Here is a 20,070-nt window from a genome sequence, read left to right as displayed (position 1 = left end):
TTATTTCCTTGTTATTGAAAGTTTGACCGCACTTTTATTTATTCCACTTACACGATAGATACCTGCGGTTTCTTCTACCCGTAAACGGGTTTGGGTTAGCTTGTCTTCCAACTCTTTTTCGGTCGGTAAATATGGCAAGTATTTGCTACTGAAAATCTGTTTGCGATCGGCTAAGACGGAATACTTGGCAATCGCCTCGCTTTTTTCGCTACACAATACCAAGCCGATAGTTGGATTATCATCTTCCCCTTTAAATTGATCATCATAAAGGCGAACGTAAGTGTCCATCTGCCCGATGTCTTGGTGTCTGAGCTTGCCAATTTTAAGATCGATGAGTAAGAAGCATTTGAGCTTAAAGTTATAGAATACTAAGTCAATATAGAAGTCTTCATCATCGAAGCGAACTCGCTTTTGTCGCTCCACAAAAGCAAATCCTTTGCCTAATTCAAGCAGAAAACTTTGCAAATTGCCGATAATTTCTTGCTCGACTTCACTTTCTTGATAGGTTTTGTCTTGCAAGTTAAGGAAATCTAGAATATAGGGATCGCGTAAGTAATCTTGGATTGTCTCTTGCAATGGCTCGGTTTTTTGCTCCGCCTCTTCCTTGACCAACGCTTTATTTTGGCTGGCTAATAAGCGTTCGTAGTACAATACGCTGATTTGGCGACCTAAGGCGCGGGCTGACCAATTTTGTTCAACAGCTTCTTTTAAATACCATTGCCGAGCTTGCGGATTTTCTAATTGGATAAGCCGACGGTAATGTGTCCAACTTAATTCGGGACGCACTGCGTCTCGAATTGGAAAAGCGAGGTAAAACAGACGCATTTTGCGTAAATTGGTTACATCAAACCCTTTACCAAACTGTGCTGTGAGGCGTTTAGACAAGTCTTGTAAAACAAATTTTCCGTATTCTGCTCGCTTTTCACCTTGTTGTTCGTCCTCCACGATTAAGCGACCGATTTCCCAATAGCTTTGCACCATTGCTACATTTACGGTCTGTTTAACTTGATGACGAGCCTGTTCAATAATTTGAGCAATTTGATGAAAAAGAGGTTCTTGATATGACGTAAGGTTACTCATTTTAGCTCTCCCACATCAAACACAATACGTCCGTCTTCATAGACTAACGCAGGGATGCCAATATAGCCTTTTGCTTTGCGTTCAGCAAAGGCTGAGTGGTTATCCCGCAAGGCTAAAAAAGCCTTGAGGTTCGGCATATTTTCGCTGATATTTGCCTCAAGATAATCAATCTGTAATGCCTTTAATTTCGCTACAAATGGAGCGGTATCGGGGCATTTGTCGCTGAAATATAAAATCGGTGTTGTCATTACGTCCTCCTGTATTTGCAAGATCTTGTTTAAAAAAGATCGCTTGTTATTCTACCTGCTCATAGTAATAAGATTGCTCAATGCCTTTCATAAAAATTTCTCGATCATCAATCTGATCGGTTAACGCATTTTGCAGTAAAAACCGCAATTCTAAATCATTAACGGGGCTACGCTCCATCGCTTGCAAGTAGCGTTTCTTATCTACTTTTTGCCAATCAACAACCTTTTTAAGATTTTTCTTAAATATAAGATCTAACCAAATTCGGGTAGAACGCCCATTCCCTTCCAAGAATGGGTGAGCAATATTCATTTCCACATATTTTTCAATAATTTGCTCAAAACTGTTTTCTGGCATTTTTTCAATGACGGCTAATACCTCTTTTAAATAAAGGGCATTAGCAAAACGAAAATAGCCTTTGGAAATATTGAGTTCCCGAATTTGCCCAGCAAAATCGTACAAACCTTCAAATAAGTAGCGATGAATCGCTTGTAATCCTTTTACTGTACCCACTTCCAGCTGATGAATATCACCCGAATCATAGAGTTGATAGGCGTTTTGTTTGCTTAATTGGTCAATTTGTTGGGTGTATTTGATAGTATTATCCATTTCAGTGTATTGATTGAATAAGTTCGTGAATTGATGGTGTATCTTGGCACAGTTGCTGAATTTTAAGAAGATAATCCAATGTCCGTTCATTCATATCAATTTTACCTTTTGAAGGACTTCATCACGAAACTTTTCGGGCAAGCTACGAGGTGTGAGTACATCTACTTTTCGCCCGAATAACATTTCAAGCTCTTCTTTCAAACCACATAGATCAAACATCGTTGTATGTTTTAACGGTTCGACTAATAGATCTAAATCACTTTGTTCAGTATCTTTGCCTAATAGCACAGACCCAAACACTTTAGGGTTGGTAAAATGAAACCGATTAGCCAACGCTAAAATCTGTTGTCGATGATGGATGAGTTGTTCTGATGGTTTCATTATACCTCCTCAAAGAGCGGTCAAATTTTCGTTATTTTTTACACCCCGGAAACCCTAACGCTTCACGGCTGGCGTAGTAGGCTTCGGCTACTCCTTTCGTGAGGGTGCGGATACGCAGGATATAACGTTGGCGTTCAGTTACCGAGATGGCTTTGCGAGCGTCAAGCATATTGAAGCTGTGAGCCGCTTTTAAGATGCGTTCATAAGCCGGCAATGGTAATGGTTTTTCGAGTGCCAGTAATTCTGTTGCCTCTTTTTCGTATTGTTCAAAGGCTTTAAAGAGGAAATCCACATCGGCGTATTCAAAATTGTAGGTAGATTGTTCCACTTCGTTTTGATGGAATACATCGCCATAGGTGGTTTTGCCTAATGGACCGTCAGACCAAACTAAGTCATATACGCTATCCACACCTTGAATATACATCGCTAAACGTTCTAAACCGTAGGTAACTTCGCCCGTAACAGGTTTACACTCTAAACCACCGACTTGTTGGAAATAGGTGAATTGGGTAACTTCCATTCCGTTGAGCCATACTTCCCAACCTAAGCCCCACGCCCCTAATGTTGGGTTTTCCCAGTTATCTTCCACGAAGCGAATATCGTGGACGGTTGGGTCGAAACCGAGCATTTTTAGTGAGCCAAGATAGAGTTCTTGGATGTTGTCGGGTGAAGGTTTAATCACCACTTGGAACTGGTAGTAATGTTGCAAGCGGTTTGGGTTCTCACCGTAGCGACCGTCTGTCGGGCGGCGAGATGGTTGCACATAAGCGAATGCCATCGGTTCAGGGCCTAACGCACGCAATGCGGTCATCGGGTGGCTTGTACCCGCCCCGACTTCCATATCAAAGGGTTGTACGATGGTGCAGCCAACATTTGCCCAGTAGTCTTGTAGGGCTAAAATCATACCTTGAAAGGTTTTTACATTGAATTTTGTATCCATAATAATTTAACTTGATGTGTAAGGAAGAAAATATGATTAATTATAGCAAAAAAATCAAAATTTGTACCGCCCTTTTAGGGGGCGGTTTGGGCAATGTATTGGCTTAATTCACTAGGCATACTACGAGGGCCTCGTACGGCATTTACTTGGAATTCTTTGAGCTTGCTAAATGGAAATAAGTGCGGTGAATAGCTTTGCAGTAAACGAATTTTCATGCGTTTTTGAATGTTGACGTGTTGATTTTTGTGCGTATTTGGCAAATTGATGGCAAGTACCTCACATTTAAACATAATTGCCGAGCGGGGCGCGCCCACATACATATAAATAATATCACCTATATGAATATGAGTGCTTTGTTTCCAAGTTAATTCTGTCTGTTCACTGAATGCCTGCTCTACGTCAAAATATTTTGGATTGGCCGGAATTAACCATTCTGTGATTTTGCCTGTTTTTTTCGTTTTATTGGCAGTGAGTTGGTAACTTTGTTCAGCAAGCTGCAAAATATGTTCGTCTGAAAGTGTGTCATCTAAAATAATACTGATCCAATTTTTTTTATTCATGTGGTAGGCTGGGTAAATACCGACTTCATTTAAGTATGTTGGAATTTGAGCCGAATTTAGTTTCAAATTGAGTACATTGACCTCGCCTTTGCTTTTCGGAATCAATTTACTTCTATCTAAATTCATGATTAACGCATACCATTTTTGATTATTCTCATGTTTGAAAACAGCAAAATTAGGGTGTTTTTCCCAAGGGAAGTATGGGCGACTGTCGTATTGTTTTGCAAAAGATTGGGCTAGCCGATTAGCTTGTGCAGAATGAAAATAATCTACGTGAAAGCAATGGGTTAATATTTCTTTTAATACTGAGAAATAGGCTTCTCTAACTTGGTTAACGAACGCGCCCTGTTGGTCCTTGATATGAATATTTGCATACTCATTTTCGGTCATTAAATCGAAAACTTGACTTTCTACTTTTCCATCAGTGGAGATTGAAATATCAACCCGAAAATCACCAGCTAAAATGAGTCGACTATATTCATAGCCTTGAGGGGTTGAGACAAATCCAAAGGAGAGCAGCTTCTGAATATTCATATGAGCTTTCTGGAAGAGTTGTTCGGTGAGCATGTCAATTTTCCTCACAATATGCCAGCTAATTGAAAGAAGTGACGATAGGCTTCGGCTTTTTTGGCTAAACTGAGAGGGTAAGCTCTAGAAGTAGACGGCACTCGATAGAGTTTTAAATGATGATTTGGAAAGGGAAAATCAATATATTCATTTGTTTTTGGTTCTTTTAGAGGTATATCAGGCAACAAGCTAAATAAGGCTTCTGTTGCTTTTCCGCCTGTTGTAAAGATCCATTTGCAATTTGGCACTTGGGCGAGAATTTTTTCTAAATCTACAACTTCGACTATTTTTAAAAATTTGTCAGAAGCATTGTTTTGTTCGCGAATGGCTTTTATTACCGTAGGGCAGGAAGCTATTCCTCGTTCCATTAAAAAATGGCGGATTTTATCAGGATCAAAGCGTTTCTCATTTGGTATTTGAAAATATTGTGCATCATTGAAAAAGACTAATCCATAGATACGCCACATATCATTTTGGAAATTAGGATAGTGGAATTCCATGCAGCGTTTTTCTGATTTTGGGGGGAATGTGCCCATCATCATTACGGTTGCGTGAGGCGGTAAAACAGGTGGGAAAGGGTGCGTTTCAATCATATCAGACATACATACTCCTTAAGGCTATTGTGGAGATTATAACGAAGTGCGGTCAAATTTTTGAAATATTTTTTGTTAATTTTCATTATGTTTTTTGTTATTTTGCGATGGCGATCGCGAATTAAAGGCAACAAATAATAAATATTTTGCTGTTATGAGTATACCGTATTCACAATGGAATCGTTGGTATGGTATCAACAAATGTTTATTCTATTTGAGAAGGAAAAAATGATGAAATTAGTCAAAAAAGTGTCTCAAGCGTTGCTTTGTGCAGGTTTGTTGTTTTCAAGTTCTATACTGTATGCAAATGAACCTGCGACACAAGCAGAAAGTGCGAGCGAAGCAACCAAAGTGGTATTGGCGAGTGATAAAGTGAATATCAATACTGCGACAGCGAGTGAATTACAACGTGTACTGGTTGGCATTGGCCAGAAAAAAGCGGAAACGATAGTAGAATATCGTGAGAAAAATGGCCCATTCACGGCAGCAGAACAGTTACTCGAAGTGCAAGGTTTTGGTAAGGCAACTTTAGATAAAAATAAAGATCGCATTTTGTTTTAGTTGAATCTATCGTGAGTATGTTAAACTGACGTTATAGTGCAACCTAGCACGATGGTGCTAGGTTATTTAATTAAGCTTTTAAAAAGTGGTTAAATAGCGTTTAGCAGTGATAGATGAGGTTTTGATGAAGCAAAAAATCGTATTGGCAACAGGCAATCTAGGTAAAGTGAAAGAAATGGCCGATGTGTTGGCTAATTTTGGCTTTGAAGTTGTTGCGCAAACAGAATTAGGTATTGAAAGTCCAGAAGAGACAGGATTGACCTTTGTAGAAAATGCACTTTTGAAAGCGCGTTATGCGGCAAAATTGTCAGGATTACCGGCAATTGCTGATGATTCCGGCTTGGTTGTGCCGGCGTTAGGAGGTGAACCTGGATTATATTCCGCTCGTTATGCGGGTGTTGATGAAAATGCGGATGAAAGTAATCGTCAAAAATTATTACAAAAAATGACCGCACTTTCAGGAGAGCAACGTCAAGCTAAGTTTGTCAGCTGTATTGTTCTACTGCAACACGAAACCGATCCATCTCCGATTATTGCAGAGGGAGAATGCTATGGTGAGATTGGTTTAGCCGAAAAAGGCGAAAATGGGTTTGGTTATGATAGTTTATTTTTTAGCCCAGAAGTGAATTGTACTTTTGCGGAATTAGAAACCGGAGAGAAAAAGAAAATTTCTCATCGTGCGCGAGCATTAGCGGTGTTAAAACAAAAATTGGGTGCATAATTGAAATTAACATTACCACCTTTAAGCCTCTATATTCATATTCCATGGTGTGTACAAAAATGCCCATATTGCGATTTCAATTCTCATGGGCAACGAGGGGAAATCCCCGAGCAAGAGTATGTGCAACATTTATTAGCCGATCTCTTGCAAGATTTGACACACTTCAGGGAGAGTATTCAACAGAGACCACTACACTCCATTTTTATTGGTGGTGGTACACCGAGTTTGTTTTCCGCTCAAGGTATTGAGTTTTTATTACAGCAGATTCAACAGGTTATCCCTTTTTCGGAGGATATTGAAATTACGTTGGAAGCCAATCCGGGAACTGTAGAGGCTGAGCGTTTTAAAGGCTTTGCGAAAGCTGGAGTCACACGAATTTCGATGGGGGTTCAGAGCTTTGATAATGAGAAATTACGCGTATTAGGTCGTATTCATGATAGCCAAGAAGCCAAAAGTGCGGTTGGTTTTGCACGAAGTTTAATGGAAAATAAGACACCCCATAATCTAACTAGCTTTAATATTGATTTAATGCACGGTTTACCAAATCAGACCGTTGAGCAAGCGTTAGATGATTTAAAACAGGCGATTTTACTTGAACCACCCCATTTATCTTGGTACCAGTTAACTATCGAACCGAATACTTTATTTGCTTCTCGTCCGCCTAAGTTGCCGGACGATGATGATTTATGGGATATTTTTGAGCAAGGACATCAGTTATTGACGATGGCCGGTTATATACAGTATGAGACTTCCGCCTATGCAAAGCCTGGTTATCAATGTAAGCATAATTTAAATTATTGGCGTTTTGGTGATTATTTAGCTATCGGTTGTGGCGCTCATGGTAAATTGAGTTTTGAGAATGGTAAGATCATTCGTTATAGTAAAACTAAACATCCACGCGGTTATATGCGAGGCGAATATTTATATGAGCAGAAAGAAGTAACAATTGCTGATCGGCCATTTGAGTTTTTTATGAATCGCTTTCGCTTATTAGAAGCCGTGCCCAAAATGGAATTTGAATGCTTAACGGGTTTACCACTTTCAGCTATTCGACAAGATATTGATTGGGCCGTAGGGCAAAAATATTTGCTTGAAACCGACCGCACTTGGCAGATTACAGAACATGGTAAGTTATTTTTGAATACGCTACTTGAGCGGTTTTTAGTCGATTAATTGGGCGGATACCCGCCCATAGAAAATCTTATTCAAATTTGGTTGGATAATCCCACCAAATATCAAATAATTCGCTAATTTCAATTTGTTGTAGTCCGTTGTTTTCTAACCATTTTTTGACTAGCTCACGGTGGCTTTCATCACATTTCCCTACTTTTTCAAGGCAGACTAAACCTTCCCAGTGTAAATAGCCACTACCTTCGTAAGCCAAACCATTTGGCTGAATAACTTCACGGATAAAACGCTCAACAACGTCGTCTATGGTGTCAATATCAGTACCTGCTGCAAATTGCCAATTCACGAGGAAGCCAAGCTCTTGGAATTCGGCTAAATGCATTTTTTTGCGTTGTCTTTGGTTACGTTTAATCGCCATAATATGATCCTCTTGTTAGTTAATTTTTAATAAAATATAAATCCCAAACACCGTGACCTAAACGATGGCCGCGCTGTTCAAATTTTGTGAGTGGTCGAAAATCTGGACGAGGAATATAATTGTTGTCTGCTGAAGTATTGCGTAATTCATGGGTATTTTTTAATACTTCTAACATATGTTCCGCATAATTTTCCCAATCTGTAGCCATATGAATAAAGCCACCTACTTGTAGGCGTTTGACAATATTTGCAATAAAGTGCGGTTGAACAATCCGTCTTTTATGATGTTTGGCTTTGTGCCAAGGATCAGGGAAAAATAGTTGTAAACCACTAAGGGCGTTATCTGCGATACAATCGCGTAAAATTTCGGTCGCATCATGGCATATTACGCGTAGGTTTTTGACATTTTTTTCTACTGCATAGGCAATGCAAGCACCAACACCAGGCGTATGAACTTCAATACCCACATAATTTTTATTTGGGTTTTGCTTTGCCATTTCCACTAGGGATTTCCCCATACCAAACCCAATTTCTAAAATAACGGGATTATGGTTGCCAAAAATTTCAACAAAATCGAAGGGTGTTTTTTGGTATTCTAAGCCATATTCCGTCCAGTTCTCATTCATTGCATTTTTTTGAAAATCACTTAATCGTCCTGTACGTAACACAAAACTGCGAATTTTGCGTTTATAGCGGCCATCTTCAGTAAATTCAGCTGTTTCTACCGTTTTGCGTTTATGTTCTGCAAATGTTGATTGAGTTTCAGACATATTAATTTCATTTATTATTACGATAAAAATTAAAAGCTGATTATACGATTTTTATGCAGAAATTACAAAATTGGGGCGGTTTATCCGGTTATTTATTCATGTTAAACTACGATAAAATTAACCGCCGTTTTGAATAGTTATGCTTGCACAATCTTCTCCCACAGCACCTTTTGCTTCAGCCGTATTAGCTTGGTACGATAAATTTGGTCGTAAGCATTTACCATGGCAACAGCATAAAACACTGTATAAGGTATGGTTATCTGAGGTTATGCTGCAACAAACGCAAGTGGCAACGGTGATACCTTATTTTGAAAGATTTATCAGTACATTCCCTAATGTGATGGCATTGGCTAATGCACCTCTTGATGAAGTATTACATTTGTGGACGGGGTTAGGTTATTATGCTAGGGCGCGTAATTTACATAAAGCCGCTCAAACAATTCGTGATAAGTTTCATGGGGAGTTTCCAACAACATTCGATGATGTGTTGGGGTTAACCGGTATTGGGCGAAGCACAGCGGGTGCAATTTTATCTTCTTGTCTTAACGCACCGTATCCTATTTTAGATGGGAATGTAAAACGGGTTTTATCTCGTTATTTTGCAGTGAGTGGTTGGCCTGGTGAGAAAAAAGTCGAAAATCAGCTTTGGATCTTGAGTGAGGAAGTGACACCAACAGAGAGAGTGGCTGATTTTAATCAGGCGATGATGGATTTAGGTGCGATGGTCTGCACGCGTTCTAAGCCAAAATGTGAATTATGTCCGTTGAGTTTTCAATGTCAGGCCTGTGCTGAAAATAATTGGCAGGCTTATCCTGCGAAGAAACCTAAAAAGGTATTACCGGTACGCCAAAGCTATTTCTTGATCCTATCTAAAAATAGTAAAGTGTATTTAGAAAAACGAGAAAATTCGGGCATTTGGGGAGGATTGTATTGTTTTCCTCAATTTGAAACTCAGGAAGCGCTATTAGCTTATTTAAGCTCACAACATATTTCGCTTTATCAAGAATGGCCAAGTTTTCGTCATACATTTAGCCATTTTCATTTGGATATTTATCCTATTTATGCAGATATGAATATGCAATGGCAGGATGTGGATAAAACGGATTGGAAAAAAGTACAAGAAAATGCGGTGAAATATGAATCTAGTGTATCAAGTGTGGCTAAATATTGGTATGATCCACAAGCGACAGAACAAATTGGTTTAGCAACACCAGTAAAAAATTTGTTACTACAATTTGAAAAAATGAAACTTGCGTAAATTTGGCATGTCCAATTTTATTGAAATGAAATAAAAGGGAAACGTTATGGCGAGAATAGTATTTTGTGAATATTTAAAAAAAGAGGCTGAAGGGCTAGATTTTCAACTTTATCCAGGTGAATTAGGCAAACGTATTTTTGATTCTATAAGTAAACAAGCATGGGCGGAGTGGATAAAAAAACAAACTATGCTAGTTAATGAAAAGAAACTGAATATGATGAATGTAGAACATCGCCAATTATTAGAACAAGAAATGGTGAATTTTTTGTTTGAAGGTAAAGATGTACACATTGAAGGCTATGTTCCACCATCAGAATAATGCGCCATGAAAAAATATTTTGTATTAGCTATTATCCCTTTTCTATTTGCTTGTGGTTCTTCTAACAAAGCAAGTAACCAATTTGATGAAGCCTTTGTAAAAGATACACGAGGGCTGGATATTTTAACGGGGCAATTCTCTCATAATATTGACCGTATTTGGGGAGTCAATGAGTTACTTGTTGCTAGCCGTAAAGATTATGTGAAATATACCGACCGTTATCATACCCGTAGCCATGTAAGCTTTGATGAAGGGTTAATCACTATTGAAACTCAAACCGATACGGCACGTTTGCATAATGCGATTGTTCATACACTATTAATGGGATCTGATGCCAATGGTATTGATTTGTTTGCCGATGGCGATGTGCCGATTAGTTCACGCCCGTTCTTGATGGGACAAGTGGTGGATCATCTTGGCGCTTCGATTCCGAATGTCTCAGTGGCAAGTAATTTTGCGACCTACTTAGTGCAGAATAAGCTACAAACTCGGCGTTTAGCTAATGGGAATATGGTGCAATTTGTTTCTATTCCTATGATTGCAAACCATGTGGCAGTACGGGCACAGAAATATTTACCTATGATACGTACAGCGGCGAGACGTTATGGATTAGATGAAAGCTTGATTTTAGGGATTATGGAAACTGAATCGAGTTTTAACCCATACGCAATTAGTTATGCGAATGCAATGGGGTTAATGCAAGTTGTGCCACATACTGCGGGACGTGATATTTTCCGCGAAAAAGGAATGGCAGGACAACCGTCGAAAAGTTATTTATTTGACCCAGCGAAAAATATAGATGCTGGGGCCCATTATTTGTGGATTTTGCAAAATAAATATCTAGATGGTATCACGAATCCGACATCTAAGCGTTTTGCGATGATTTCAGCTTATAATAGTGGTGCTGGAGCCGTATTACGTGTTTTTGATGCCGATCGTTTTGCTGCAATTGATGCGATTAATCGCTTATATCCTGAACAAGTGTATCGTATTTTAACGACAGCGCATCCATCTTCACAGGCGAGAAATTATTTGATCAAAGTGGATAAAGCGCAAAAAAGTTATCGGGTGAGACGTTAATTTATAAGCGAAAAGCGTATTAAAACTGTTCTTTTTGCATAGAAAGCATGCAATTAACAAGAAAAGTGTGTTTTTTTTAAAATTAGGTGTTGACTTAAAAGCGAAAAAAACGTTTAATACGCACCACTGATGAGTTGCCTCGATAGCTCAGTCGGTAGAGCAGGGGATTGAAAATCCCCGTGTCGGTGGTTCGATTCCGCCTCGAGGCACCACTATTCCTCCTTAGTTCAGTCGGTAGAACGGTGGACTGTTAATCCATATGTCGCTGGTTCAAGTCCAGCAGGAGGAGCCAAATTCTAAGAAGCCACTAAGTATTTAGTGGCTTTTTTCTTATCTCGAAAAAAAAGCGGACAATTATGTCCGCACTTTTTTAGATAAGCTGATATAGCTTAATTTTTATCAAGGATTTAGCAATTAACGTGCATATTGATGAATAGCTTGGCTAATTTCTTGATCTTGATAAATGGCCTGAATCACTTCATTGACTGTTTCAGTTAACACTTTTTGTATTTCAGGTTTTTTCGCTGAAAATGCGCCTTCCTGTGTGCGGGTCGCACCAATATTTTTAGTGTATTGGCCTGCACTGCCTTGTACTTGAATTTCTAGTTGAATATTGCTACTGATTTTGTAACGTAAGTCGCCTTGCTCTACTTTTGCATAAAAATCTTTTACATTGACCGCGATATTTGCGTTGGCATTTGATGGTGGCGCAATGCGGAAGCCCTTACTATTAAGATCTTGTTGTACAACTTGCTGAAATAATTGGCTTACACTAGGAGAAGCGGTCAGCTTTATTACTGAGCCTCCACTCGTATAGCTAGAGATTTCAGGCTGTGCTCTAAGATCTCGAGCAAAGACATTGAGTAAAGCGCTATTTTGGTTAGCGGTATTAAATTGTGCGGTTGGTGCAGGAGGAGTAAAGGTAATCGTGTTACTCGTTGGGCTTTGACAAGCTGTTAAAAATAGGCTTGCTGCCGCAATTGAAATAAGGGAAAAACGTTGCATTTTTTTGATTAACATAAAGGCTCCAAATTTAATTTTGCATGAGATTGTGGTATTCTTACCCATCGAATTGATGACTATATCGCCAATTTAATTAATTTTCAAGGTAGGAATTGATGAGCAAAAAAGAGGAATTAATCCAAAAAATTTTAGCGGAATTTGAACCGCACTTTGTGAATGTCGAGAATGAAAGTCATATGCATAGTTCAGGTAGAGGGGCAGATTCACATTTTAAGGTGGTTGTGGTAAGTCAATTTTTTGAAGGAATGAACAAAGTCTCACGTCATCGTAAGCTTTACCAGTTATTTGAAGCCGATCTGCAAAATGGCATTCATGCTTTAGCATTACATCTTTATACACCGGAGGAGTGGAAAAATGCTGGCGAAGAGTTCCCTCATTCCCCAAACTGTTTAGGACACGGTCAGTAGACATTTATCTTACACGTGCTTATTATACTTCTTTATGAGTATATTGAATGATTTATATCAAAAAAACTAAAAGAAGTGCTATCCAATTCTTATTTTTTACGAAAAAATTTGAAAAATATTGGCGATAAAGTAGAACCCAAAGGCTTCTTTAGTTAAAATAAGACGTTTTTACGAATTAAAAATTGATTTCTTGGCTTTAATCATGAAATAGAGATTGAAGGCGAGGAAAATTCAGAATTTGAGTTTTAATTTTATGTGGTGGCGACACGATTTTTTGTGGTGGGGTTTTCATGTTACAAGAAGTCCGTTTCAATATCATTACTCAAGGCGAGGTTATTGCAGCACTATGTTGCGGTAGCTGTAATGTTTAATCTAACGAAAGTAAGTGCAAATATGATTACGATTAAGAAAGGCTTGGATCTTCCTATTGCAGGGAAGCCAGCACAAGTAATCCATGATGGTGTAGCCGTTACAGAAGTTGCTTTGCTTGGTGAAGAATACGTTGGTATGCGCCCTTCAATGAAGGTGCGTGAAGGCGATATTGTGAAGAAAGGGCAGGTTCTTTTCGAAGATAAAAAGAATCCAGGCGTTGTCTTTACTTCTCCAGCAAGTGGTACTGTAACCGCAATTCATCGTGGGGAAAAACGTGTTTTACAATCCGTTGTGATTCGTGTGGAAGGAAATGAGTATGTCGCTTTTGCGAAATATTCAGCAGATGAGTTAAAAACGTTAAGTGCGGAGCAAGTACGTCAAAACTTGGTGGAGTCAGGCTTATGGACAGCATTTCGTACTCGTCCGTTTAGTAAAATTCCAGCTATTGATGCCTTACCGTCCTCTATTTTTGTCAATACAATGGACTCTAATCCGTTAGCTGCAGATCCTGCTGTCATTCTTGAAGCGCATCAAGCAGACTTTATCAATGGATTAACCGTAATTAGCCGTTTAGGTATTAAGGTGAATCTTTGTAAAGCAGCAGGCGCAAATGTACCTAGCTTGAGTGATGCCAATATTGAAGTTCATGAATTTGCAGGCGTCCATCCTGCTGGTTTAGTTGGCACTCATATTCATTTTATTGATCCGGTTAGTATCAATAAATCTGTTTGGTCAATTAATTACCAAGATGTTATTGCTTTTGGTCAGTTGTTTACGACGGGTGAGCTACCAGTAGGCCGTATTGTTGCATTAGGTGGACCGCAAGTTAAAAATCCTCGTTTAGTGCGTACAGTTTTGGGTGCTAATATTGAACAGTTGACTGCAAATGAATTACAGCCAGGTGAAAACCGCGTAATTTCTGGTTCTGTATTATCAGGCACTATTGCTGCAGGCCCGCATGCGTATCTTGGTCGTTATCATTTACAGGTGTCTGCGTTGCTTGAAGGTCGTGAAAAAGAGTTTATGGGGTGGATTGCACCTGGCGCTGATAAATTCTCTATTACACGTGCAACAGTAGGACATTTCTTGAAAAATAAATTGTTTAACTTCACAACGGCATTAAACGGTGGTGATCGTGCAATGGTACCAACAGGTAACTATGAACGCGTAATGCCGTTAGATATTCTTCCTACTTTGTTATTGCGTGATTTAATCGTTGGTGATACGGATAGCGCTCAAGCTCTAGGTTGTTTGGAGTTAGATGAAGAAGATTTAGCACTATGTAGCTTTGTTTGTTCCGGTAAATACGAGTACGGTTCAATCTTGCGTAATGTGTTGGATAAGATTGAGAAGGAAGGTTAAAAATGGGTTTAAAACATTTTTTTGAAAAAATTGAGCCTAATTTTTTACCGGGCGGTAAGTTAGAGAAATGGTATGCACTATTTGAAGCGACATATACCTTTTTGTATACGCCGGGTACGGTAAGTAAAGGGGTTCATGTTCGTGACGCGTTAGATTCAAAACGTATGATGGTGCTAGTTTGGTTAGCATTATTCCCTGCAATGTTTTACGGTATGTATAACGTAGGGGCGCAATCTTTAATGGCGTTAAGCATGGGAGATTTTGCGCAAAACGTCGCTAACAGTATCGCTAATGATTGGCATTTTGCTTTGGCTAATTCATTTGGTTTGCTTAATCAAGATGCTGGTGTTTTAGGGAAAATTGGTATTGGTGCAATTTTCTTTTTGCCTATTTATGCGGTTGCTTTTGGTGTTGGTGGTTTCTGGGAAGTTGTTTTTGCAATGGTACGCAAACATGAGATTAATGAAGGTTTCTTTGTGACTTCAATTCTCTTTGCGTTGATTGTGCCACCAACCTTACCATTATGGCAAGCAGCATTGGGTATTACCTTTGGTGTTGTGTTAGCGAAAGAAGTGTTTGGTGGTGTGGGTAAAAACTTTATGAACCCTGCGTTAGCTGGCCGTGCATTCTTATTCTTTGCTTATCCTGCGCAAATTTCGGGTGATTTAGTTTGGACTGCAGCAGATGGTTTTTCTGGCGCAACAGCGCTTTCACAGTGGTCTACTGGTGGCGAAGCAGCATTAAAACACGTTGCAACAGGCCAACCAATTACTTGGATGGATGCGTTTTTAGGTAACTTACCAGGTTCAATTGGTGAGGTTTCAACGCTAGCTTTAATTATTGGTGGTTTATTTATCGTTTTCTTACGCATTGCATCATGGCGTATTATTGCTGGTGTAATGATCGGTATGGCCGCGACAGCAACCTTGTTTAATCTTATCGGATCTGAGACAAATGCTATGTTCTCAATGCCTTGGCATTGGCACTTAGTTTTAGGTGGTTTTGCTATTGGTATGATCTTTATGGCGACTGATCCTGTATCAGCGTCGTTTACGAACACAGGTAAATGGTGGTATGGTGCGTTGATTGGTGTGATGGCTGTATTAATTCGTGTTGTCAACCCAGCTTATCCGGAAGGTATGATGTTAGCGATCTTATTTGCTAACTTATGGGCACCGATATTCGACTACCTCGTTGTTCAAGGGAATATTAAACGTAGGAGAGCGCGCAATGGCTAAGTTTAATAAAGACAGTACATTTGGAACAATATTAGTCGTTGTTCTGCTTAGCTTGGTTTGTTCAATTATCGTAGCAGGTTCTGCTGTGGTATTAAAACCAACCCAAGATGAGCAAAAATTATTGGATAAACAAAAAAATATTTTGAGTGTAGCAGGTTTGCTTGAACCGAATACTGACATTAAAAAGGTCTATGCTGAGCGTATTGAACCGCGCCTTGTTGATTTAGCAACAGGGGATTATGTGAGTGAAGATAATCCTGTTACCAAAAATTTTGATGCGAAATCATCAGCAAAAGATCCTGCACAAAGTATTACGATTCCTGCAAATGAAGATCCAGCGGGTATCAAAGTGCGGTCAAAATATGCTGAAGTTTATTTAGTCAAAGATGCTAATGATCAAGTCACTCAAATTGTCTTGCCTATGTATGGTACGGGTTTATGGTCTGTGATGTATGGTTTTGTCGCAGTAGAACCAGATGCGAATACTATTAAAGGCATCACCTATTATGAACAAGGTGAAACCGCTGGATTGGGTGGCGAAATTGCAAATCCTGTTTGGCAGAAAAACTTTGTAGGTAAAAAATTGTTTAATGACCAAGGTCAAGTTGCTTTGCATATTGGTAAAGGCGCGAGTGCAGATGCTGCACATGGCATTGATGGTCTTTCAGGCGCAACATTAACCACTAATGGTGTGCAGGGTTCGTTTGATTATTGGTTTGGTAAAAATGGTTTTGGTCCATATTTAGCAAAAGTTAAAGCAGGAGCATTCTAATGGCAGATACTAAACGTTTAAAAAGTTTGTTGTTCTCGCCTGTTTTAGATAACAACCCTATTGCATTACAAATTTTAGGTATTTGTTCTGCATTGGCGGTAACAACAAAATTGGAAACTGCGTTCGTTATGGCGATTGCGGTAAGTTTGGTGACAGGCTTTTCAAGCATGTTTATTTCAATGATTCGTCACTATATCCCAAATAGTGTGCGTATTATTGTACAAATGGCGATTATTGCATCACTCGTTATTGTCGTAGACCAAGTATTACGTGCTTATGCTTACGAATTGTCTAAACAGCTTTCTGTCTTTGTTGGTTTGATCATTACAAACTGTATCGTAATGGGACGAGCAGAGGCTTTTGCAATGAAAGAAGCGCCATTAGAAAGTTTTGTAGATGGTTTAGGGAACGGTTTAGGTTATGGTGCGATTTTATTAATCGTGGCTTTTGTCCGTGAATTAATCGGTTCCGGAAAAATCTTCGGTGTCACTGTGCTACAAACAATTCAAGATGGTGGTTGGTATCAAGCAAACGGCTTGTTCTTGCTTGCACCAAGTGCATTCTTTATCATCGGATTATTAATCTGGGGGTTAAGAACTTGGAAACCGGAACAAGTGGAGAAATAGAATGGAACATTATTTAAGTTTATTCGTAAAGTCCGTCTTTATTGAGAACATGGCACTTTCTTTCTTCTTGGGGATGTGTACATTCTTAGCGGTATCTAAAAAAGTATCTACTGCTTTTGGTTTAGGTATTGCGGTTATCGTGGTACTTGCGATTGCAGTTCCTGCTAACCAGTTAGTTTATGCTCATGTATTAAAAGATGGCGCATTAGTTGAAGGGGTAGATTTAAGCTTCTTGAATTTTATTACTTTCATTGGTGTGATTGCGGCCTTAGTTCAAATCTTAGAAATGATTTTGGATAAGTTCTTCCCAGCGCTTTATAATGCACTTGGTATTTTCTTGCCATTAATTACAGTAAACTGTGCAATTTTTGGTGGCGTATCATTTATGGTTCAACGTGAATACAATTTCACTGAATCAGTCGTTTATGGTATTGGTGCTGGAACCGGTTGGATGCTCGCAATTGTTGCGTTAGCTGGTTTAACTGAGAAAATGAAATATGCTGATGTGCCTGCAGGTTTGCGTGGTTTAGGGATTACCTTTATTAGCGTTGGTTTAATGGCATTAGGTTTTATGTCATTCTCAGGTATTTCATTATAAGGAGCCGTTAGATGGATAGTAATTTAATTCTAGGTATCGGTGTATTTACCGCCCTTGTCTTATTCTTAGCGGTGATTATTTTATTTGCTAAATCAAAATTAGTAGACTCAGGTGATATTACCATTAGTATCAATGATGACCCAAGCAAAGCGATTACATTGCCTGCGGGTGGTAAATTATTGGGCGCGCTAGCGAGTAAAGGCATTTTCGTTTCTTCAGCTTGTGGTGGCGGTGGCTCATGTGGTCAGTGTATTGTAAAAGTGAAAAGTGGTGGTGGTGATATCCTGCCGACTGAACTTTCACACATTACTAAACGTGAAGCAAAAGAAGGCTATCGCTTATCTTGTCAAGTGAATGTTAAAAACTCAATGGATATTGAGTTGCCGGAAGAAATTTTTGGTGTTAAAAAGTGGGAATGTACTGTTATTTCTAACGATAACAAAGCTACTTTCATCAAAGAGCTGAAATTGGCGATTCCTGAGGGAGAAGAAGTTCCATTCCGCGCTGGCGGTTATATCCAAATTGAAGCTGAGCCACATCATGTTAAGTATTCTGATTTTGATATTCCTGAAGAATATCATGAGGATTGGGATAAATTTAATTTATGGCGCTATGAGTCAAAAGTAGATGAACATATTATCCGCGCATACTCTATGGCTTCTTATCCGGAAGAAAAAGGCATTATTATGCTTAACGTGCGTATTGCAACGCCTCCACCTCGTAATCCAGATGTGCCGCCGGGTCAAATGTCTTCCTATATTTGGTCTTTGAAAGAAGGCGATAAAGTGATTATTTCTGGTCCATTTGGTGAATTCTTCGCGAAAGAAACGGATGCGGAAATGGTCTTCGTTGGTGGTGGTGCAGGTATGGCGCCAATGCGTTCACATATCTTCGACCAATTAAAACGCTTGAAATCAAAACGTAAAATGTCATTCTGGTATGGTGCACGTTCTAAACGCGAAATTTTCTACCAAGAAGATTTTGACCAACTCGCTGCAGAAAATGATAACTTTGTATGGCATGTTGCGTTGTCAGATGCGTTACCAGAAGATAACTGGACGGGCTATACCGGCTTTATTCATAATGTGCTTTATGAGAATTATTTGAAAAACCATGAAGCACCGGAAGATTGCGAATACTATATGTGTGGTCCTCCAATGATGAATGCTGCTGTAATTGGCATGTTAAAAAATCTTGGGGTTGAAGACGAGAACATCTTATTAGATGATTTCGGTGGTTGATAACCTCGCCAAAAACTGACCGCACTTTTAAAAGTGCGGTCGATTTTAAAAAAATTATTGATAATTTCTAGGACAACGTAACTGTTGTCCGTTTTAATTTATAATTTTCTCAGACAGCCTACATGCTGTCTCTGTAATGCTTAAAAAATGAAACGATTATTTTTATTTTGTCTAATATCATTGGGTTTACTAACAGCCTGTGACGAGCAACCTAAAACAGAAGTTGTTACGTTAGAAGGCAAAACAATGGGCACAACCTATCACATTAAATATATTGATAAGGGGCTTCCTGCGGTTACATCGGAAATGGCAAAGACGCTCCAAGCAGACATTGATGGCTTATTAAAAGAAGTCAATAATAAAATGTCTACTTATCAAAATGATTCTGAGTTAAGTCGCTTTAATCAGAATCCAAGTACCAGTGCAGTAGCGGTTTCACCAGAATTAGCCACTGTCATTAAAGAGGCGATTCGTCTAAACCAAGTGACAGATGGGGCGTTAGATGTGACTGTGGGACCGGTCGTTAATCTATGGGGATTTGGCCCTGAAAAACGTCCTGAGCGTCAACCTACAGAAGAACAGTTAGCCGAACGTCAAGGCTGGATAGGGATTGATAAAATCCAGTTAGAACAGCAAAATAATCAGTGGTTACTCACTAAAGCATTACCACAAGTTTATATTGATTTATCTTCTATCGCTAAAGGTTATGGTGTCGATGTTGTAGCGGAATACCTTGAAAAACATGGTATTCAAAACTATATGGTAGAGATTGGCGGTGAAATTCGTGCCAAAGGAAAAAACATTGAAAATAATGATTGGCAAATTGCTATAGAAAAACCAACAGAAGATGGCTCCCGAGCCATTGAAAACGTGATTGGTTTGAAGAATATGGCAATGGCGACATCAGGTAATTATCGTATTTATTTTGAAGAAAATGGTCAGCGTTTCGCCCATGAAATTGATCCTAAAACAGGCAAGCCTATACAACACCATTTAGCCTCAATTACCGTATTATCAGAAAGTGCGATGACGGCAGATGGACTATCAACAGGGTTATATGTTTTAGGTGAAGAGAAAGCGCTTGAAATAGCAGAGCAGGAAAATCTCGCAGTGCTTTTAATTATCAAGACAAAAGAAGGGTTTACGACTAAAATGTCAACCGCTTTTGCAAAAATCTTAAATACTCAGTCATAAGGAAAAA

The 20,070-nt window shown here is 39.1% G+C and carries 24 protein-coding genes and 2 tRNA genes; 16 read left to right on the top strand and 10 right to left on the bottom strand.

Going from position 1 to position 20,070, the window contains the following annotated elements:
- The 7 genes from CVP05_RS05455 to CVP05_RS05425 all read right to left on the bottom strand — a co-directional run bounded on the left by CVP05_RS05455 (nucleotide 1) and on the right by CVP05_RS05425 (nucleotide 4,985).
- Nucleotides 1-1,080, bottom strand: coding sequence for a PDDEXK nuclease domain-containing protein (locus tag CVP05_RS05455; protein ID WP_100288566.1), 1,080 nt, complete (start codon nucleotides 1,078-1,080; stop codon nucleotides 1-3).
- Nucleotides 1,077-1,328, bottom strand: a complete 252-nt coding sequence (locus CVP05_RS05450; RefSeq protein WP_100288565.1) for a hypothetical protein — start codon at nucleotides 1,326-1,328, stop codon at nucleotides 1,077-1,079. Before CVP05_RS05450 ends, CVP05_RS05455 begins: the two co-directional genes overlap by 4 nt.
- A 46-nt stretch (nucleotides 1,329-1,374) precedes the next feature.
- Entirely contained in the window at nucleotides 1,375-1,935 is a 561-nt protein-coding gene (fic, locus tag CVP05_RS05445; protein ID WP_100288599.1) for a protein adenylyltransferase Fic, read from the bottom strand.
- Between the two features lie 90 nt (nucleotides 1,936-2,025).
- Entirely contained in the window at nucleotides 2,026-2,316 is a 291-nt protein-coding gene (locus CVP05_RS05440) for a nucleotidyltransferase family protein (protein WP_207761349.1), read from the bottom strand.
- A gap of 31 nt (nucleotides 2,317-2,347) precedes the next feature.
- On the bottom strand, nucleotides 2,348-3,256 hold the full coding sequence (glyQ, locus tag CVP05_RS05435) for a glycine--tRNA ligase subunit alpha (RefSeq protein WP_100288564.1): 909 nt from the start codon (nucleotides 3,254-3,256) through the stop codon (nucleotides 2,348-2,350).
- A 74-nt stretch (nucleotides 3,257-3,330) separates the two neighbouring features.
- Nucleotides 3,331-4,383 (bottom strand): MmcQ/YjbR family DNA-binding protein, encoded by a 1,053-nt coding sequence (locus CVP05_RS05430; RefSeq protein WP_100288563.1) that lies wholly within the window; start codon nucleotides 4,381-4,383, stop codon nucleotides 3,331-3,333.
- An 11-nt stretch (nucleotides 4,384-4,394) separates the two neighbouring features.
- Nucleotides 4,395-4,985, bottom strand: coding sequence for a DNA glycosylase (locus CVP05_RS05425; protein ID WP_100288562.1), 591 nt, complete (start codon nucleotides 4,983-4,985; stop codon nucleotides 4,395-4,397).
- Nucleotides 4,986-5,207: 222 nt separating this feature from the next.
- Between CVP05_RS05425 and CVP05_RS05420 the strand changes: the two genes are divergently transcribed.
- The 3 genes from CVP05_RS05420 (at nucleotide 5,208) to hemW (ending at nucleotide 7,431) form a co-directional block, all read left to right on the top strand.
- Nucleotides 5,208-5,537, top strand: coding sequence for a ComEA family DNA-binding protein (locus CVP05_RS05420; RefSeq protein WP_100288561.1), 330 nt, complete (start codon nucleotides 5,208-5,210; stop codon nucleotides 5,535-5,537).
- 124 nt (nucleotides 5,538-5,661) lie between these two features.
- Nucleotides 5,662-6,258 (top strand): RdgB/HAM1 family non-canonical purine NTP pyrophosphatase, encoded by a 597-nt coding sequence (rdgB, locus tag CVP05_RS05415; protein WP_100288560.1) that lies wholly within the window; start codon nucleotides 5,662-5,664, stop codon nucleotides 6,256-6,258.
- Nucleotides 6,259-7,431, top strand: a complete 1,173-nt coding sequence (gene hemW / locus CVP05_RS05410) for a radical SAM family heme chaperone HemW (RefSeq protein ID WP_100288559.1) — start codon at nucleotides 6,259-6,261, stop codon at nucleotides 7,429-7,431.
- 28 nt (nucleotides 7,432-7,459) lie between these two features.
- On the opposite strand, the gene CVP05_RS05405 is transcribed toward hemW, so the two are convergent.
- Nucleotides 7,460-7,804 carry a YggL family protein gene (locus CVP05_RS05405; RefSeq protein WP_100288558.1) on the bottom strand — a complete coding sequence of 115 codons (345 nt, stop codon included), beginning with the start codon at nucleotides 7,802-7,804 and terminating at the stop codon, nucleotides 7,460-7,462.
- Between the two features lie 19 nt (nucleotides 7,805-7,823).
- A complete protein-coding gene (gene trmB / locus CVP05_RS05400; RefSeq protein ID WP_100288557.1) occupies nucleotides 7,824-8,573 on the bottom strand; it encodes a tRNA (guanosine(46)-N7)-methyltransferase TrmB in 750 nt (249 codons plus the stop codon).
- Nucleotides 8,574-8,712: 139 nt separating this feature from the next.
- Here trmB and mutY point away from each other — a divergent pair, with 139 nt between their 5' ends.
- The 5 genes from mutY (at nucleotide 8,713) to CVP05_RS05375 (ending at nucleotide 11,522) form a co-directional block, all read left to right on the top strand.
- Nucleotides 8,713-9,831 (top strand): A/G-specific adenine glycosylase, encoded by a 1,119-nt coding sequence (gene mutY, locus CVP05_RS05395; RefSeq protein WP_100288556.1) that lies wholly within the window; start codon nucleotides 8,713-8,715, stop codon nucleotides 9,829-9,831.
- Nucleotides 9,832-9,877: 46 nt separating this feature from the next.
- On the top strand, nucleotides 9,878-10,150 hold the full coding sequence (locus CVP05_RS05390) for an oxidative damage protection protein (protein WP_100288555.1): 273 nt from the start codon (nucleotides 9,878-9,880) through the stop codon (nucleotides 10,148-10,150).
- A 6-nt stretch (nucleotides 10,151-10,156) separates the two neighbouring features.
- Complete coding sequence (gene mltC, locus CVP05_RS05385; RefSeq protein WP_100288554.1) at nucleotides 10,157-11,230, top strand: membrane-bound lytic murein transglycosylase MltC; 1,074 nt, start codon at nucleotides 10,157-10,159, stop codon at nucleotides 11,228-11,230.
- A 136-nt stretch (nucleotides 11,231-11,366) separates the two neighbouring features.
- Nucleotides 11,367-11,442 (top strand) — tRNA-Phe (locus tag CVP05_RS05380).
- Between the two features lie 4 nt (nucleotides 11,443-11,446).
- Nucleotides 11,447-11,522: transfer RNA gene (locus CVP05_RS05375), tRNA-Asn, on the top strand.
- A 122-nt stretch (nucleotides 11,523-11,644) separates the two neighbouring features.
- Here the strand turns inward: CVP05_RS05375 and CVP05_RS05370 are convergent.
- A complete protein-coding gene (locus tag CVP05_RS05370; RefSeq protein ID WP_100288553.1) occupies nucleotides 11,645-12,250 on the bottom strand; it encodes a YajG family lipoprotein in 606 nt (201 codons plus the stop codon).
- Nucleotides 12,251-12,348: 98 nt separating this feature from the next.
- Here CVP05_RS05370 and CVP05_RS05365 point away from each other — a divergent pair, with 98 nt between their 5' ends.
- The 8 genes from CVP05_RS05365 (at nucleotide 12,349) to CVP05_RS05330 (ending at nucleotide 20,063) form a co-directional block, all read left to right on the top strand.
- Complete coding sequence (locus CVP05_RS05365; protein ID WP_100288552.1) at nucleotides 12,349-12,660, top strand: BolA family protein; 312 nt, start codon at nucleotides 12,349-12,351, stop codon at nucleotides 12,658-12,660.
- Nucleotides 12,661-13,053: 393 nt separating this feature from the next.
- A complete protein-coding gene (locus CVP05_RS05360) occupies nucleotides 13,054-14,394 on the top strand; it encodes a Na(+)-translocating NADH-quinone reductase subunit A (RefSeq protein ID WP_100288597.1) in 1,341 nt (446 codons plus the stop codon).
- Nucleotides 14,395-14,396: 2 nt separating this feature from the next.
- Nucleotides 14,397-15,632, top strand: coding sequence for an NADH:ubiquinone reductase (Na(+)-transporting) subunit B (locus CVP05_RS05355; protein ID WP_100288551.1), 1,236 nt, complete (start codon nucleotides 14,397-14,399; stop codon nucleotides 15,630-15,632).
- Nucleotides 15,625-16,404, top strand: coding sequence for a Na(+)-translocating NADH-quinone reductase subunit C (locus CVP05_RS05350; protein ID WP_100288550.1), 780 nt, complete (start codon nucleotides 15,625-15,627; stop codon nucleotides 16,402-16,404). The genes CVP05_RS05355 and CVP05_RS05350 overlap by 8 nt, the downstream gene beginning before the upstream one ends.
- Nucleotides 16,404-17,030: an NADH:ubiquinone reductase (Na(+)-transporting) subunit D gene (locus tag CVP05_RS05345; protein WP_100288549.1), complete on the top strand. Its 627-nt coding sequence runs from the start codon at nucleotides 16,404-16,406 to the stop codon at nucleotides 17,028-17,030. The genes CVP05_RS05350 and CVP05_RS05345 overlap by 1 nt, the downstream gene beginning before the upstream one ends.
- A gap of 1 nt (nucleotide 17,031) precedes the next feature.
- Entirely contained in the window at nucleotides 17,032-17,628 is a 597-nt protein-coding gene (nqrE, locus tag CVP05_RS05340) for an NADH:ubiquinone reductase (Na(+)-transporting) subunit E (protein ID WP_100288548.1), read from the top strand.
- 11 nt (nucleotides 17,629-17,639) lie between these two features.
- Entirely contained in the window at nucleotides 17,640-18,869 is a 1,230-nt protein-coding gene (nqrF, locus tag CVP05_RS05335) for an NADH:ubiquinone reductase (Na(+)-transporting) subunit F (protein WP_100288547.1), read from the top strand.
- A 147-nt stretch (nucleotides 18,870-19,016) separates the two neighbouring features.
- Nucleotides 19,017-20,063: an FAD:protein FMN transferase gene (locus CVP05_RS05330; RefSeq protein WP_100288546.1), complete on the top strand. Its 1,047-nt coding sequence runs from the start codon at nucleotides 19,017-19,019 to the stop codon at nucleotides 20,061-20,063.
- Nucleotides 20,064-20,070 lie beyond the last annotated feature (7 nt).

The sequence above is a fragment of the Conservatibacter flavescens genome, from assembly GCF_002795425.1.
In the GTDB taxonomy this organism is placed as follows: Bacteria; Pseudomonadota; Gammaproteobacteria; order Enterobacterales; family Pasteurellaceae; genus Conservatibacter; species Conservatibacter flavescens.
Note: the sequence above shows the minus strand (reverse complement) of the source record. Positions and strands in the feature narration are given on the sequence as shown.

Coding starts and splice junctions, on each gene's coding strand:
- CVP05_RS05430 (WP_100288563.1), bottom strand. CDS start 4,383: ATGCTCACCGAACAACTCTTCCAGAAAGCTCATATGAATATTCAGAAG.
- CVP05_RS05420 (WP_100288561.1), top strand. CDS start 5,208: ATGAAATTAGTCAAAAAAGTGTCTCAAGCGTTGCTTTGTGCAGGTTTG.
- CVP05_RS05390 (WP_100288555.1), top strand. CDS start 9,878: ATGGCGAGAATAGTATTTTGTGAATATTTAAAAAAAGAGGCTGAAGGG.
- CVP05_RS05405 (WP_100288558.1), bottom strand. CDS start 7,804: ATGGCGATTAAACGTAACCAAAGACAACGCAAAAAAATGCATTTAGCC.
- CVP05_RS05450 (WP_100288565.1), bottom strand. CDS start 1,328: ATGACAACACCGATTTTATATTTCAGCGACAAATGCCCCGATACCGCT.
- CVP05_RS05370 (WP_100288553.1), bottom strand. CDS start 12,250: ATGTTAATCAAAAAAATGCAACGTTTTTCCCTTATTTCAATTGCGGCA.
- CVP05_RS05365 (WP_100288552.1), top strand. CDS start 12,349: ATGAGCAAAAAAGAGGAATTAATCCAAAAAATTTTAGCGGAATTTGAA.
- CVP05_RS05345 (WP_100288549.1), top strand. CDS start 16,404: ATGGCAGATACTAAACGTTTAAAAAGTTTGTTGTTCTCGCCTGTTTTA.
- mltC (WP_100288554.1), top strand. CDS start 10,157: ATGAAAAAATATTTTGTATTAGCTATTATCCCTTTTCTATTTGCTTGT.
- nqrE (WP_100288548.1), top strand. CDS start 17,032: ATGGAACATTATTTAAGTTTATTCGTAAAGTCCGTCTTTATTGAGAAC.
- nqrF (WP_100288547.1), top strand. CDS start 17,640: ATGGATAGTAATTTAATTCTAGGTATCGGTGTATTTACCGCCCTTGTC.
- CVP05_RS05355 (WP_100288551.1), top strand. CDS start 14,397: ATGGGTTTAAAACATTTTTTTGAAAAAATTGAGCCTAATTTTTTACCG.
- mutY (WP_100288556.1), top strand. CDS start 8,713: ATGCTTGCACAATCTTCTCCCACAGCACCTTTTGCTTCAGCCGTATTA.
- CVP05_RS05360 (WP_100288597.1), top strand. CDS start 13,054: ATGATTACGATTAAGAAAGGCTTGGATCTTCCTATTGCAGGGAAGCCA.
- CVP05_RS05440 (WP_207761349.1), bottom strand. CDS start 2,316: ATGAAACCATCAGAACAACTCATCCATCATCGACAACAGATTTTAGCG.
- CVP05_RS05425 (WP_100288562.1), bottom strand. CDS start 4,985: ATGTCTGATATGATTGAAACGCACCCTTTCCCACCTGTTTTACCGCCT.
- CVP05_RS05455 (WP_100288566.1), bottom strand. CDS start 1,080: ATGAGTAACCTTACGTCATATCAAGAACCTCTTTTTCATCAAATTGCT.
- CVP05_RS05330 (WP_100288546.1), top strand. CDS start 19,017: ATGAAACGATTATTTTTATTTTGTCTAATATCATTGGGTTTACTAACA.
- rdgB (WP_100288560.1), top strand. CDS start 5,662: ATGAAGCAAAAAATCGTATTGGCAACAGGCAATCTAGGTAAAGTGAAA.
- CVP05_RS05350 (WP_100288550.1), top strand. CDS start 15,625: ATGGCTAAGTTTAATAAAGACAGTACATTTGGAACAATATTAGTCGTT.
- trmB (WP_100288557.1), bottom strand. CDS start 8,573: ATGTCTGAAACTCAATCAACATTTGCAGAACATAAACGCAAAACGGTA.
- fic (WP_100288599.1), bottom strand. CDS start 1,935: ATGGATAATACTATCAAATACACCCAACAAATTGACCAATTAAGCAAA.
- glyQ (WP_100288564.1), bottom strand. CDS start 3,256: ATGGATACAAAATTCAATGTAAAAACCTTTCAAGGTATGATTTTAGCC.